Source organism: Streptomyces fulvoviolaceus, from assembly GCF_000718165.1.
GTDB lineage: Bacteria > Actinomycetota > Actinomycetes > Streptomycetales > Streptomycetaceae > Streptomyces > Streptomyces fulvoviolaceus.
Map to the genome: position 1 here is coordinate 36,945 of NZ_JOEY01000049.1, position 13,051 is coordinate 49,995.

The following is a 13,051-nucleotide window of genomic DNA, read 5'->3' on the forward strand; positions in this document are numbered from 1 at the left end:
TGGTTGGCCGACTGCGGCGCCGTCGTGGCTGGTCGCGCAGTTCCCCGCGCCCCTTAACGGGGCGCTGCCGAACCGTCTCTCCGGCTGATCCGTCGGGCAAATCCTAGCCGCGGACCAGCCAGTCGCCACTTCCGATGCGCTTCCCGCGAGCGCGCAGTCTTGCCGCTACGGCTGGGGCTGCGACGTACACCCAGGCCTGCACGGCCCTGCCGTCGGCGTCTCGTACGACCTCGCGGGCGACGCGCTCGTAGAGGTTGCGCGGGTCGCCCGGGACGTACTCCTCCAAGTGATCGAGGGCGGCGAGTAGGTCCTCGTACGTCTCGGGGCGAGCGGTGACGAGCTCCCCGAACACCGGGCCGCCACCCGGCTCCTCGACGAGATACGGATAACCGGGGCCGTCGTACAGCACCGCGCCCGGCAGCCGCGCGGGCTCCTCGGAGCTCGTGCGGCCGGAGAGGAACAGGTCGTGGTTGACCTCGCCGGGGCGAAGGGTGCCGTAGACGAAGAAGGGCAGCGTCACAGAAACGATTCTCTCCCCTCACACACCTGCACGTGAGGCGCCCTGGACACGACATGTCATGGCCCCTTAAATCTTCGTCAACATCTGCGCCACCCCCACGCGCCCATTGGCGCCTTCTCGAGGAGACCGATGAGTCGGATACGGCCGTACGTCCGAGGAGCCCGCTCCCGTCACCTCGCCACCGCCGGAGTGGCCGCCACCACCGCCGCCCTGCTGGCCGCCGCGCTCTCCCCCGCCGCCGACGCGGCCGACCGGCCGACCCGGGCCACCGCGCTCGAGAACGCGGCGTCGGTCCTCGTCGACCAGGCCGCAGCCCTCGGGCTCACCTCCGCGGAGGGGACGAAGGTCCGTGACGTCGTGGTGGACGCGAACGGCACGCAGCACGTGCGTTACGACCGTACGTACCAGCAACTGCCCGTGCTGGGCGGCGACTTCGTGGTCCACCTGGCCTCCGACGGCACGTACAAGAGCGCCGACCGCGCGACGAAGGGCGCGATATCCCTGTCGAGCATCACCCCGGCCCTGTCCGCCCCGAAGGCCGCCGACCTCGCGGTGAACGCGCTGCGCGCCGCCAACCTCGGCGAGACGCTGAAGAAGATAACCGCCAAGCCACAGCTGGTCGTTGACGCCCTGCACGGGGCGCCGAAGCTGGCCTGGCAGACGAACGCCGTGGCGCAGGACTCGCTCGGCAACCCGGTCGCGCGGACGGTGCTGACCGATGCGGGCACGGGTACGCAGATCGACGCGTGGGACAGCATCGAGACGGCGACGGGCGACGGCAAGTCGCTGTACAGCGGTACGGTCCCGCTGGAGACGACGCCGTCGGGGTCGACGTACAACCTGACGGACGCGACGCGCGGCGGCACGTACACGGGCGACGCGGCGAACAAGACCGACCTGTGCATCCTGGGCATCTGCCTCAGCCGCGCCCCCTCGACCGTCTTCACGGACGCCGACAACCACTGGGGAACGGGGGCCGCTTCGGACCGCTCCACCGCCGCGGTCGACGCCCAGTACGGCACCGACGTCACCTGGGACTACTACAAGAACGTCCACGGCCGCAGCGGCATCGCCGGCGACGGCAAGGGCTCCTTCAACCGCGTCCACTACGGCAGCAGCTACAACAACGCCTTCTGGGACGACAGTTGCTTCTGTATGACGTACGGCGACGGCGACGGGACGCAGCTCGGCCCGTTGGTCTCGCTGGACGTGGCCGGCCACGAGATGTCCCACGGCGTGACCTCGAAGACGGCGGCACTGACGTACTCGGGCGAGTCGGGTGGCCTGAACGAGGCGACGTCGGACATCTTCGGCACGCTGGTGGAGTTCTACGCGGGCAACTCGTCGGATGCGGGTGACTACCTGATCGGCGAGAAGATCGTGCGGTCGGGCTTCGGGCGGGACGCGCTGCGGTACATGGACCAGCCGTCGAAGGACGGCAACTCGGCGGACTACTGGAGCAGTTCACTCGGCGACCTCGACGTCCACTACTCGTCGGGCGTCGCGAACCACTTCGCGTATCTCCTGGCGGAGGGCAGCGGCGCGAAGACCATCAACGGCGTCAGCTACGACTCGCCCACGTACAACGGCTCCACGGTGACGGGGATCGGGCGGGACAAGCTGGGCGCGATCTGGTACCGCGCGCTGACGGTCTACATGACCTCGTCGACGAACTACGCGGGGGCCCGGACGGCGACACTGAACGCGGCGAAGGATCTGTACGGCGCGGGGAGCACGGAGTACAACGCGGTGGGGGCCGCCTGGAGTGCGGTCAACGTGAACTGACCTTCGGGTCTGCTCGATACGGCCGCCTCGGCTTTCGGGCCGGGGCGGCCGTCCGCGTTCTGCTGTCCCGCCTCAGAACTGATCCCTGCCGACCTGGACGTACATCCCCTCACCGTGCGCGTCCCTGAGGTCGATGGTGATGCCCCGCCATTCCATCGAGGCCGAGCTCACTCATCACGGCGTCCAGCTCGTCCGGCGTGCTGCCGGTCCTGGATGCGGGCCACTCGAAAGTGGTCCTCAACTCCCCGTTCTCGTACCGGTGGAAGAAGTGCATCGGCCTGCCGGCGTTGCTCGAATGCGAGACCGCACGGGTGCCGGCGGAGAGGGCCTCCATGAGGCGCGGCCGGATCCCCAGGTCGCCTCCGAAGTCCAGGGCGAGGGTCCAGTCGCCTCCTTCGCCCGGGACGGTGCAGGCTCCGGCGAGAAAGGAGTCGTCGTACGCTTCCGCGAACTCCCCGTGTTCCCCGATGAGTTCGCCCAGCCCCTGGCACTCGCCCATCGGCTCGGCCGCCACCAGCCTGAGCAGTTGCGCCGGGGAGACACCCCGGACCAGGGTCAGGGTGTAGCCGACCTCCAGGGCGTAGGCGAACAGCGAGGACGGGGAACGTATCCAGCCGTAGTCGGCCGCGGTGGGTGAGGTCATGCGGGGCATCCTGTCAGCGACCACCGACATGGCCTTCCGTAGTCCTCTACTTGTAGACGACAGGGGTACCGACTGCTCCGTGAGTGCCGAGGAGTGGGCCCTCGAATATGATGTGCAGCAGCCCGACCCCCGATACGTCGAGGTTCTTGGGATACCTCCTGCCGTATTCAAGGACTTGCGAGTACAACTGCTTCCCCGCGCTCTGATTGACGATCCGGACCGTCAGGGCCTCGGTCTTGTCATCACTGGTCGATTCACCAGAGATCCCGAAGGTCGCATCCAGACGGGAATACTTGCCAGCCAGCTTCACCTCGAAGTAAGCGGATTCATCATTCCCGCAATCTATTGCACATTTGGCCAGGAACCCTGTACTGAATGTCTCGCCGCCAACAATTACGTCGTCTTTACTCCAGTACGCGCAGTTTTCAGCCCAACAACCGTCAGCACGAGTCTTCATGCCGTACGGGAGGCTGCCACCGGAAAGCGTCACCTTGGTCGGGACGGCTTCACCTCCCACGGAACCGTCTCTGCCCCCGCTGCCCGAACCACCGCTCGAGTCCCCGCTCGTCCCTCCATCCGCCCCACCATCACTCGAAACAGGGGGACTCGGCTCCGGCTGGCTCGGAGGAGGCTCGGTCGCCTCGCCCCCTTCGTCATCGGGGCCGGAACAATCGGCTTCGATGCACACGTTGGCTGGGCCCTTGGAGTGCTGGTTGATGTTGGTGTCACCGCAGCCAGAAGTCACCAGTACCGGTAGAAACGCGAGAGCGGTACCGCACATCGTTCTTTTCCACGCACGCATTGGCCTTGCCCCAGTCGCTCAGCACTTGGAGTTGATGCAGACAGTGCCGTTCCCCCCGTCGATCTCCTGCTCGACTTTGGGCCCGCTGTCCAACTGCATTAACCCCGCGATGATCGCCCCAATAATCACAGCAACAGCACCAATCAACGCGACCGAGATCGCGATCTTGTGATCTTGGGTCCAGCCCGCCATAACCCACCTCCCCGCCAATCAGCGGAGGTTGATAATGGCACACGGATGAGCGTGATCGCTTCGACATGTCGAACGAAAACGCATTCTTGCGGACCACCCTTCTCAGAAAAGCGGTGGCAGCATCAACGCGGGCCCCGATACGCTCCACCACCCCTCCCGACACACCTCACTCACGGAGCCCCATGTCATCCACCGCGAAGATGCACGCCGACGAGCTCGACATCGACGCGACGCTCGTCCGCGGGCTGATCTCGGACCAGTTCCCCCGGTGGACCGGCCTCCCGATCCGCAAGGTCGACTCCGCCGGGACCGACAACGCGATGTACCGGCTGGGCGAGGACATGGTCGTACGGCTGCCTCGGTTGCCCGGTGGTGCGCATCAAGTGGGCTTCGAACAGCGGTGGTTGCCTCGACTGGCACCGCATCTTCCACTGGCCGTACCGGAACCGGTCGCCAAGGGGGAGCCCGGGCGGGGGTACGCCCTGCCGTGGGGCGTGTACCGGTGGCTGGACGGTGACAACGCCTATGACGCTCCGATCTCCGAACTCGCGGCTGCCGCAGTCGAGTTGGGGCGCTTCGTCGCCGCACTGCGGCGCGTCGACGCCACCGGCGGGCCCGCCTCCTTCCGTGGTGGGCACGTCGGCAGTGACGACGCGTACATCCGCGCCGCGATCCTCGATCTGGGCGCCGACGGCACGCTGGACGCGGACCGGGCGACAGCCGCCTGGCAGGACGCCCTCCAACTCCCCCAGTGGGACCGCGAACCCGTCTGGCTGCACGCCGATCTCCTCCCCGGCAACCTGCTGACCGAGGACGGCCGTCTCACCGCCGTCATCGACTTCGGCGGGCTCGGCGTCGGGGATCCGGCGGCGGACATGCTGCCCGCGTGGACGCTTGTTCGGCGCCGGGACCCGCGAGCTGTTCCGCGAGGCCGCCGAGGTCGACGTCGCCACGTGGGCCAGGGGGCGCGCATGGGCCCTGCGCTTCGGGGTGAGCGCGGTGCACTACTACCGGGGCGGGAAGAATCCGGTGCTCGACGCGGTGGGGCGACGGGCGGTTTCCACAGTGCTCACGGAGTAGCGGAGTACTAGACGCCGAAATCGGGCAGCGTGACCGTCCTGTCCTCCGCCAGCGGGAAACCGGGGCTGTACGCGACCTCCCACGCATGCCCGTCCGGATCCGTGAACGCGCTGGATTGAAGCTCTCTCCCTCGTGAACGGGGGAGATTCCTGCCTACCTTGCGGTGGCGGGTTTGACACCGTGACCAGCGCGCCTGACGACTGCCCTCCCGGCAGCCGGGACGAGCGCATGGCCCGTCCGGTATCGGTGAAGCACGGTGCGGGCGGCGTTGAGATCGGCGTTGCCTTCCCAGCCGCACGCGGGGTTGTTGCACACGAACTCGGCCTGGTTCCTCCGGCTGCCCGGCGTCACCGTGTGACACCGTGAGCACTCCTGGGACGTGCCCGGGGCGGGCACCTCGGCCAGGGCGCCGCCCCGCTGGGCGAGTTTGTAGCTCAGGAGCTCCACGGTGCGTCCCCAGGCTTCGCCCAGGATGGAGCGGTTCAGGCCGGCCTTCTGCGCGACCTGCCTGCCCGGCTGCTCGACGGTGCCCTTCGCGGATTTGGCCATGTTCGTGATCTGCAGCGCTTCGACCACCACCGTGCCGTACGTGTCGGCGAGGGCGGTGGTGGTTTTGTGCTGCCAGTCGTCGCGTCGGCGCTTGGCTGTCGCGCGGATACGAGCGATCTGGTCGTACGTCCTGTGCAGGCGGCGGCTGGTGCGCTCACCCTTCTTCCGGTGGCTCTTGCGGCGGGCGGCACACTGCTCGAAGTGGAGCAGACGGGCCTCTTCCCTCTTGCTGAGCCAGGGCCCGTGGTCGGCGCTCTCGCCGTCGGACAGGGCCAGCGGGACTGTGATCCCGGCGTCGATGCCGACCTCCAGGCCGGGATGCGCGGCAGGAGCCGGGGCCACGGTGGTGACACGGAAGGCGATGTGCCAGCCCAGGGCGTCTTTGACCAGCCTGGCCCCGGTGATCCTGTGGTGCTTGTCCGCGTGCTTGCCGACGGGGAGGGCCCGGGTCCAGCGGAACCGGACCTTCCCGAGTTTGGGGATGTTGACCATGCCCCACCGTCGGTGGACCCGCACCACGTGCAGGTCCCGGCCCTGGGGGATGTCGATGCTCATCCGGGTGCGGAAACGGGCCTTGAACTCCGGCGCCCCGCCCGTCCTTCCCAGCAGTTCCGCCAGGCCTGGAAATAGGTCTTCAGGACCGCCTGCGCGGCCTGCGCGGGCAGCACCCCGAGCCAGTCAAGCTCGGCCCGCCCCTGCCGGATCACCGCATCGGCCGCCGCCAGGGTCCGCTTCACCTTCGGCAGCATCAGCCACCAGTCGTGGAGCAGGTTCCAGGTGGTACGGGCCGCATGCGCCTGGGCGTCCAGGACGGCCGCCTGGGCAGGGTCGAGTGCCAGCCGGGCGCGATGCCCGAACTGCCGCTTGACCAGGCCTTCTTCGGGCCCCTGCTGCTCCATGGCCGGGGACCGTAGCATACGATGATCCGACTACGGAAAACAGGTCATTCCGGCACGATAAGCAACCACTTCACGCCCACGTACCGCTCGACTTCGATCAGAGAGCGCGCGTTGTCTGTCACCCCCGGGCGCGTAAGCGTTCCCGGGCTCCGCTGGGAAGTCGCCCCGGTACTCCGTGCCGACTGCTGCCACGACCAGACACTGCGGCGCTCCGCGCCACTACGACCGGATCGGCTTCACCTCCGCCGTGAACGGCGGAGCACTGCCGATGAACCTGGTAGAAGCCGACGGCATTGACGGCGGCGGGTTTGGTGATCGTGCCGCCGGCTCGCTCCACCGTGGCGAGGAGGGCGTCGGCCTCCGCCTCGGAGCGGACGTTGTGTGCCAGGGCGATCCCGCCGAAGCCGCCTGGTGCGGGTGGGCCCGGCGGCTCCAGGCCGCAGTCCGCCGCGAGTTCGTCCCGGCTCCACAGGACCAGTCCCAGGCCGCCTGCCTGGAAGAAGACCGTCACCGCGACTTCCTGTCCGCGCCAGCCCAACGCCTCGTAGAAGGCCTTGGCGCGCGCGGGATCGGAGACGCCCAGCGTGATCAGAGTGACGCGCTGTTCCATGCCCATGGGAAACACCGTGCCATGGAAACACCGTCCCACGGACAGCTCCGTACTGCGGAAGGCCGGCGCGCTCCTGTGCGACGCCGGCCTTCCTCGCCCTCCTGACCAGGGCGTCTACGCCGCGCTCCGCCGCGCGGTCAGCCATGTCCGCGTCGGGCGGCACACCAGCTCGCCGTCCACGGCCCGGCACCAGGTCTGGTAGTCGGAGGAGAACAGCCGCTTGCCGACCCAGTCGTAGGCGTCCGCGTCCGGACGGGTCGTCGGCGTGACCGCCACGAAGTTCGACGCGTCGTCGACGCTGCCCGTGCCGTCGTAGCGGGCGACCTGAGGGTACGGGTACACCGGCCGCGTACGCGTCACCGTGCCGTCGGCGGCGGCATTGGCCGCGACGATCTCGGCCGGCTTCCTCGCGCTCTCCGCCCACGCCATCACCGGCGTCAGGACGTCGAAGGTGTTCGGGCCGTCGCCGCCACCGCAGTGCGCCACCCCCGGGAAGAGGTACAGCTTGGCGAAGCTGTCGGCCTTCTTCGCGCCCACCGTCTTCCGCAGCGCGTCGTAGTACGCCAACGTCCCCTGCGGCGAGATGTGTTGGTCGTTCCAGCCGTGCCACAGCAGGAGCTTGCCGCCACTCGCGGAGAAGGCACTGAGGTCGGGGTCCAGCGCCGCGAGGTAACCGGAGGACTGGACCGTCTTCCAGAAGGACTCCAGCGTGAACTTCAGGTCGGAGAGCTGGAAGTCCGGGTTCGGCGCGTTCGTGTAGGCGAGATAGCGCGCGAAGGACGTCACGAAGTTCTCGCTGGACACCGTCTGGCCCTGTGTCTTCGGGACGAAGAGCGTCCACTCCAGCTCCGAGCCCCACTCGTGGGAGATCGCGAGCTCCAGCTTGCGGCCCTTCGCGTCCGTCGCACCGTCGTGCAGCCGCTGGACCACACCCGCCTGAGCCTCCGTCAGACACGCCGACGCGTCCTGCCCGGACTGATCCGGCTTGCACACCAGCGTCTTCGGGTCGAAGTCGCACTGGCGGGGATCGTCGAGCAGACCGTCCTCCAGGCCGTCCAACGCGTCACACGCGTCCAGCACGGCCTGATGGATGAGCGGCAACTTGTCCGCGAGGAGGACGTAGTTGCCGTCCGCGTCCTTGTTCGTCAGTACGTTCCACGCGTGGTGGAAGGTGTTCTGGACGACCATGTTGTTGGCGGGCGCGCCGGCGGCGATGCCGTCGAAGTCGTTCGGATAGCGCTGCGCCTCCATCAACGCCTCACGGCCGCCGTCCGAGCAGCCGGTGAAGTAGGAGTAGGCGGGGCTCTTGCCGTAGAACCTGCCGATGACCGCCTTCGCGACCTGGGACGTGACGTGCACGCCCCGATACGCGAAGTCGATCTGCGCCTGCGGGTTGTTCAGCGCCCACGAGCCGTCGTTGAGCCCCTGGTGCCCCATGTCCGTCGTGGCACTCGCGACCGTGCCGTCCTGGACCACCGGACAGGTCGACGCCTGGCCGTAGTTGATGTTGGCGCTGCCGCACAGGCCGCCGCAGCCGGTCTGGACGTAGCGCTGGGTCCAGCCGTCGACCGGCAGGCGCATGACGATGGTGTCGGCCGGGGCGATGGTCCCGCGCACCTCGCAGTACGGAGCGACCCCCGTCGTCACGACCGTCGCGGAACTGATCGTGACCGGCGCGTCGGTCACGCCCTCGAGGTCGAGGCCCGTCACGTCCGCGCAGTCCATCACGGGCCGCACGGCGGGCAGGTCCGCCAGCCCCTCCGCCGTGACCGCCGGACGCGCCGACGCCGAACCCGCACCGGCGGCCGGTGCCGGTGTCGGCGCCAGGACCGCCGCGATCACCGCCACCACCACAAGAGACCAACGCATGGGGCACCCCTTTCAGTGTGCCGGTAGCGTGGCTGAAGTTGAAAATATCGTCAACGATTTCGACAGCACTTTTGGACAACGGGCTCACGGCGATCCGACTTGGCCGAATTGTCGGCACCGCCGAGCGGGGCGGCACTCGGGCCGGTCACACGCCGTCGGTTCAGCCCCGGCTCACCAGGAAGGCGCGGCCCTCCCGCACACGCTGCGTCCAGTCCGGCGCGCCGGAGACAGGTCTCCACGTACGGCGCGGGAGGTGACTCGAGGGCGCCGGGCGTGCGGGCCCGCGTGGACTCGCCCTTGAGGTCGAACACCTCGATCCGGTCCGGACACGTTCCGGGCTCAACGAAGGGCCACGGAGGGTACGCCGAACACGCCGAACACACCCACAGGATCTCAACCGCCGTACGGCCGCCGCTCCTTCGCCTCCCGCAGCGCCCTCCCCCACCACACCAACTGGTCCAGCATCGTCTTCGCCGCCGCGTCCGGGCCGGCGGAGTCCTTCAGGCGGCCCTCGTCGTCGAAGGAGCCGCCCGCGTTGTGGAAGGAGACGGTGTCCCGGACCGTGACCGCGTGGAGTTCGGCAAAGACCTGCCGGAGGTGCTCCGCGGCACGCAGACCGCCCGCGAGGCCGCCGTAGGAGACGAGGGCGACCGGCTTGGCCTGCCATTCGGTGAAGTGCCAGTCGATGAGGTTCTTGAGGCCGGCCGGGAAGGAGTGGTTGTACTCGGGGGTGAGGACGACGAAGGCGTCGGCCGTGGCGAGCTTCGGGGTGACCGAGGCGAGGGCGGCGGTCGCCTCGGGGGTCGGCGCGAAGGTCGTAGGCAGGTCCGCGTCGGCCACGTCCACCACCTCGGGGACGACGTCGTCGCGGTCGCGCAGGCGGTCGAGGAGCCAGTCGGCGACGACGGGGCCGAAGCGGCCGTGCCGGTTGCTGCCGACGACGAGGGTCACCTGGAGAGGGGCAACCGAAAGAGGGGCAACTGAGATCTGCATGCGGCACAGCCTCGTACCTCAAGCTTCCTTGAGGTCAAGCCTCGACCGCGGCCATCGGGTCACCCGTTCACACGCGCACCCTGCGCCCTTCGGGTTCTCTTCCGCGACCTGCCCGCCGTACGGCCATGACCTGCTGAAACGCCGGGCGGGCAGGCCCTTCGCGGGCCGACCTGACACCCATTCACCCCATTTCTGACACACCCTCAGGAAGCGCTCTCGCGCCACTGCCACTTACCTCGGAAGGGCAGCCCCACCGAAGCTCGAAGGAGCACCGATGCGACGTACCGCCCGTCTGCTGACCGGTACCGCGCTCGCCGTCGCCGCCGCGGGCCTCGCCACGGCACCGGCGTACGGCGGCGGCGCCTCTTATTTGGCGGATCACCTCCGGGGCGCTACAGCCGGTGTCGAGACCGCGGGCGGCCTGGAGGTCTACCCGTCCTCCGTGGTGCCGGGAGGGCAGGTCACCGTGAACACGGCGGCGTGCGGGGATGACGGTACGGCGGCGGGCGACGCCAGCGCGGTCGGCGCCGGAGCCTTCACGCTGGCGCCCAGCACGCACGAGGGCGACGCGATCGGGCAGTTCCGGGTGCCGCCGAGCGCGCAGCAGGGGACGTACGAGATCGCCGCGGCGTGCACGGAGGGCGGGCGGCGGGTGACGGGCGACCTGGTGGTCACGCTGGCCTCCGCCCGTGAGCAGGTGTATCCCCGAGGAAGTGTGAAGACGGGGGTCGGCGGCGCACTGGGCCCCGACCCCGTACAGACCGCGGCCGGCGTGGCGGCTCTCGCCGTCGCCGCCGCGGGCGGTACCTGGCTCCTGCATCGCCGGGCGAGAGGCGACGGGATCTGACGGACACCCTCCGCTGTCCGTCCGCCGGTACCGCATGTCCCCTCCCCCTCCGGGTCCGACGCCCCTCGCGGCCCGGAGGGGGACCAGGGCTGTTGACGAGGAGGCTCGAGTGCGCAGGTTCAGCAACGTCGCGATAGCGGCCGTCACCGTGGTCGCCCTGTGCTGCGGCGCCTGGCTGCTGCGCAGTGGCGCCGCGACGCACGCGCCGCCGCAGCCGTCCGCGGCCCAGGCCCGCTCGGGCCACGGCGACGGCCACACCGACCCGCGGTCCGCGCCCGCGCTGCCGCCCTCCCCGCCCGACCGCATCCGCATCCCGGCGATCCGCGTGAACGCCCCCCTGATGGGCCTCGGCCTCACCCCCACCGGCAGCCTCGACGTCCCGCCCGCCGAGCGGACGAACCTCGCCGGCTGGTACGAGGCCGGCACCACCCCCGGCGAGACGGGCACCGCGATCGTCGCCGGCCATGTCGACAACGCCGACGGACCCGCCGTCTTCTACGGCCTCGGCGCCCTGAAGAAGGGCGCGGCCATCGAGGTGGACCGGCGCGACGGAAGCGTCGCGGTGTTCACCGTCGACGCGATCGAGGTGTACGACGCGAAGGGCTTCCCCGACGAGAAGGTGTACGGAGCCGCGAAAAGGCCCGAGCTGCGGGTGATCACGTGTGGTGGGGGCTACTCACGGTCGACCGGTTACAAGGGGAACGTGGTCGTGTTCGCGCACCTCACGGGGAGCCGCTGACAACCCTCTGGGCGATCGTTCGCGCGCACCCCAGCGACTCCGCCCGCGCTGTGTCGACCTCCACGTCGTAGACCACACCCTGGTGGACCGGCTCCGCCTGCTGCTCCGCCATCCCCCGCACCCGGTCGCCGCGGGCGATCTCGCGGCCGGCGGCCACCGCGGCCTCGCAGCGGACGCCGACCCAGAGCACGTCCAGTCCGTCGAGGACCTTGCGCCAGCGCTCCTGGGTCGCCGCTCCGCCGAGGAAGACGTCGTCGATGATCACCCGGGCACCGGCGTGCACCATCGCGGCGATCCCCGCCGCCCACGCCGCCTCCAGGGCCATGAACTCCGGGCCGACGTTCACCCCGCCGTCCGGGGCGAACTCGATGCCCGTGCCCGACCCCGGCATCGCCTCGATCAGCGAATCGACCCCGAAGGCCAGCCACGGATCCGGCAACACCGCCTGCAGACACCGCACGATCCCGGACTTGCCGGAGCTGGAGCCGCCGTTGAGCACGATCACCTGAGTCGTCACGCGGGTCACACTAAGAGGCCGCCTGGCGGCCCTCCACTCGTTTTCACGCGAGCCACTGCTCGTACGCCAGGTTCGCCACCAGCGCGAACACCACCGTCAGCAGCACGACCCGGACGAACTCGCTGCCCTTCTTCAGTGCCGTGTGCGCGCCCAGCGTGCCGCCCGCCAGGTTGAACACCGCCATCAGCCCCGCCAGCTGCCACAGCACCGTGCCCTGCCAGGCGAAGGTGGCGAGCGCGCCCGCGTTGGTGCAGCAGTTGACGATCTTGGCGGTGGCGGAGGCGGTCACCAGGTCGAGGTGGAGGACGGCGGTGAGGGCGAGGACGAGGAACGTGCCGGTGCCGGGGCCGATCAAACCGTCGTAGAAGCCGATGCCGAGGCCCGCGAGGCCGATCGCGGCGAGGATCTGGCGGCGGGTGACCGGGCCGGTCGCGGGGGCGGTGCCGAAGGCGGGGCGCAGGATCACGAAGGCGGCCACGGCCAGGAGCACCACCATGATCACGGGCTTCAGCACGTCCGTACTCATACCGGCCGCGAAGAAGGCCCCGGCGGAGGAGCCCGCGAGGGCCGCGAGACCGATGCGTACGGCCATCCGCACGTCGACGGTCGCCTTGCGGGCGTAAGTCACCGCGGCGCCCGAGGTGCCGACGATGGCGACCGCCTTGTTGGTGCCCAGCGCGTACGCGGCCGGGGTACTGGAGGGCAGGCCGAGCAGCAGCACCGGGAGCAGGAGCAGACCCCCGCCGCCGACCACGGCGTCGATCCAGCCGGCCGCGAGGGCCGCGAGGCACAGGACGACGATCATGGTCAGCGATATGTCGGGCATGATCGCGACCCTAAGGGACGGGATACCTGCCCCAGCCATCGATCGTGCGGGCGGGGTGTGACGTGCGTCGCTCGTAGACGATGCAGTCTGCACCTGTCGGCCTTCGTCAGCGCCGAAACGGGAGGCCGGGGCCCCTTCCCCGCTTCACGACCCGCATCACCTCACAGTCCGTCCCCTGCG

At 69.5% G+C, this 13,051-nt stretch carries 12 protein-coding genes and 3 pseudogenes; 4 read left to right on the forward strand and 11 right to left on the reverse strand.

What is annotated here, in order from left to right:
• Positions 1–103: 103 nt before the first annotated feature.
• Positions 104–520, reverse strand: coding sequence for a gamma-glutamylcyclotransferase family protein (locus IG08_RS0141130; protein ID WP_030615542.1), 417 nt, complete (start codon positions 518–520; stop codon positions 104–106).
• 129 nt (positions 521–649) lie between these two features.
• Here IG08_RS0141130 and IG08_RS0141135 point away from each other — a divergent pair, with 129 nt between their 5' ends.
• The gene (locus tag IG08_RS0141135) at positions 650–2,305 is read left to right on the forward strand and encodes a M4 family metallopeptidase (protein WP_030615544.1); all 1,656 of its coding nucleotides are present in this window, start codon (positions 650–652) and stop codon (positions 2,303–2,305) included.
• Positions 2,306–2,414: 109 nt separating this feature from the next.
• Here IG08_RS0141135 and IG08_RS0141140 read toward each other — a convergent pair whose 3' ends face one another.
• The 3 genes from IG08_RS0141140 to IG08_RS60335 all read right to left on the reverse strand — a co-directional run bounded on the left by IG08_RS0141140 (position 2,415) and on the right by IG08_RS60335 (position 3,942).
• Positions 2,415–2,948, reverse strand: a complete 534-nt coding sequence (locus IG08_RS0141140) for a DUF6461 domain-containing protein (protein WP_234343093.1) — start codon at positions 2,946–2,948, stop codon at positions 2,415–2,417.
• Between the two features lie 46 nt (positions 2,949–2,994).
• Positions 2,995–3,465 (reverse strand): hypothetical protein, encoded by a 471-nt coding sequence (locus IG08_RS60330; RefSeq protein WP_158812327.1) that lies wholly within the window; start codon positions 3,463–3,465, stop codon positions 2,995–2,997.
• A gap of 303 nt (positions 3,466–3,768) precedes the next feature.
• The gene (locus IG08_RS60335; protein WP_158812328.1) at positions 3,769–3,942 is read right to left on the reverse strand and encodes a hypothetical protein; all 174 of its coding nucleotides are present in this window, start codon (positions 3,940–3,942) and stop codon (positions 3,769–3,771) included.
• 182 nt (positions 3,943–4,124) lie between these two features.
• Here IG08_RS60335 and IG08_RS54900 point away from each other — a divergent pair.
• Positions 4,125–5,022, forward strand: a pseudogene (locus IG08_RS54900) (aminoglycoside phosphotransferase family protein).
• Between the two features lie 7 nt (positions 5,023–5,029).
• On the opposite strand, the pseudogene IG08_RS61790 reads toward IG08_RS54900, so the two are convergent.
• The 5 genes and pseudogenes from IG08_RS61790 to IG08_RS0141175 form a co-directional block, all read right to left on the reverse strand.
• Positions 5,030–5,137, reverse strand: a pseudogene (locus IG08_RS61790) (VOC family protein); the annotation flags it as partial.
• A gap of 38 nt (positions 5,138–5,175) precedes the next feature.
• Positions 5,176–6,380, reverse strand: a pseudogene (locus tag IG08_RS54905) (RNA-guided endonuclease InsQ/TnpB family protein).
• A gap of 208 nt (positions 6,381–6,588) precedes the next feature.
• Entirely contained in the window at positions 6,589–7,080 is a 492-nt protein-coding gene (locus tag IG08_RS0141165; RefSeq protein ID WP_234343096.1) for a VOC family protein, read from the reverse strand.
• A gap of 114 nt (positions 7,081–7,194) precedes the next feature.
• Positions 7,195–8,949 (reverse strand): tannase/feruloyl esterase family alpha/beta hydrolase, encoded by a 1,755-nt coding sequence (locus IG08_RS0141170; protein WP_052425071.1) that lies wholly within the window; start codon positions 8,947–8,949, stop codon positions 7,195–7,197.
• 393 nt (positions 8,950–9,342) lie between these two features.
• Positions 9,343–9,942, reverse strand: coding sequence for an NADPH-dependent FMN reductase (locus tag IG08_RS0141175; RefSeq protein ID WP_030615556.1), 600 nt, complete (start codon positions 9,940–9,942; stop codon positions 9,343–9,345).
• Positions 9,943–10,216: 274 nt separating this feature from the next.
• On the opposite strand from IG08_RS0141175, the gene IG08_RS0141180 reads away from it, so the two are divergent.
• On the forward strand, positions 10,217–10,789 hold the full coding sequence (locus IG08_RS0141180; protein WP_030615558.1) for a hypothetical protein: 573 nt from the start codon (positions 10,217–10,219) through the stop codon (positions 10,787–10,789).
• 109 nt (positions 10,790–10,898) lie between these two features.
• Positions 10,899–11,528 carry a class F sortase gene (locus IG08_RS0141185; protein WP_030615560.1) on the forward strand — a complete coding sequence of 210 codons (630 nt, stop codon included), beginning with the start codon at positions 10,899–10,901 and terminating at the stop codon, positions 11,526–11,528.
• On the opposite strand, the gene cpt is transcribed toward IG08_RS0141185, so the two are convergent.
• A complete protein-coding gene (gene cpt / locus IG08_RS0141190) occupies positions 11,512–12,045 on the reverse strand; it encodes a chloramphenicol phosphotransferase CPT (protein ID WP_030615563.1) in 534 nt (177 codons plus the stop codon). The genes IG08_RS0141185 and cpt overlap by 17 nt on opposite strands.
• A 43-nt stretch (positions 12,046–12,088) precedes the next feature.
• The gene (locus tag IG08_RS0141195) at positions 12,089–12,871 is read right to left on the reverse strand and encodes a sulfite exporter TauE/SafE family protein (protein ID WP_030615567.1); all 783 of its coding nucleotides are present in this window, start codon (positions 12,869–12,871) and stop codon (positions 12,089–12,091) included.
• Positions 12,872–13,051 lie beyond the last annotated feature (180 nt).

What these genes read in the sequence shown, in the direction of transcription:
- IG08_RS0141180 (WP_030615558.1), top strand. Translation starts at nt 10,217, where the DNA reads ATGCGACGTACCGCCCGTCTGCTGACCGGTACCGCGCTCGCCGTCGCC.
- IG08_RS0141165 (WP_234343096.1), bottom strand. Translation starts at nt 7,080, where the DNA reads ATGGAACAGCGCGTCACTCTGATCACGCTGGGCGTCTCCGATCCCGCG.
- IG08_RS0141195 (WP_030615567.1), bottom strand. Translation starts at nt 12,871, where the DNA reads ATGCCCGACATATCGCTGACCATGATCGTCGTCCTGTGCCTCGCGGCC.
- IG08_RS0141135 (WP_030615544.1), top strand. Translation starts at nt 650, where the DNA reads ATGAGTCGGATACGGCCGTACGTCCGAGGAGCCCGCTCCCGTCACCTC.
- IG08_RS0141175 (WP_030615556.1), bottom strand. Translation starts at nt 9,942, where the DNA reads ATGCAGATCTCAGTTGCCCCTCTTTCGGTTGCCCCTCTCCAGGTGACC.
- IG08_RS60335 (WP_158812328.1), bottom strand. Translation starts at nt 3,942, where the DNA reads ATGGCGGGCTGGACCCAAGATCACAAGATCGCGATCTCGGTCGCGTTG.
- IG08_RS0141140 (WP_234343093.1), bottom strand. Translation starts at nt 2,948, where the DNA reads ATGACCTCACCCACCGCGGCCGACTACGGCTGGATACGTTCCCCGTCC.
- IG08_RS0141170 (WP_052425071.1), bottom strand. Translation starts at nt 8,949, where the DNA reads ATGCGTTGGTCTCTTGTGGTGGTGGCGGTGATCGCGGCGGTCCTGGCG.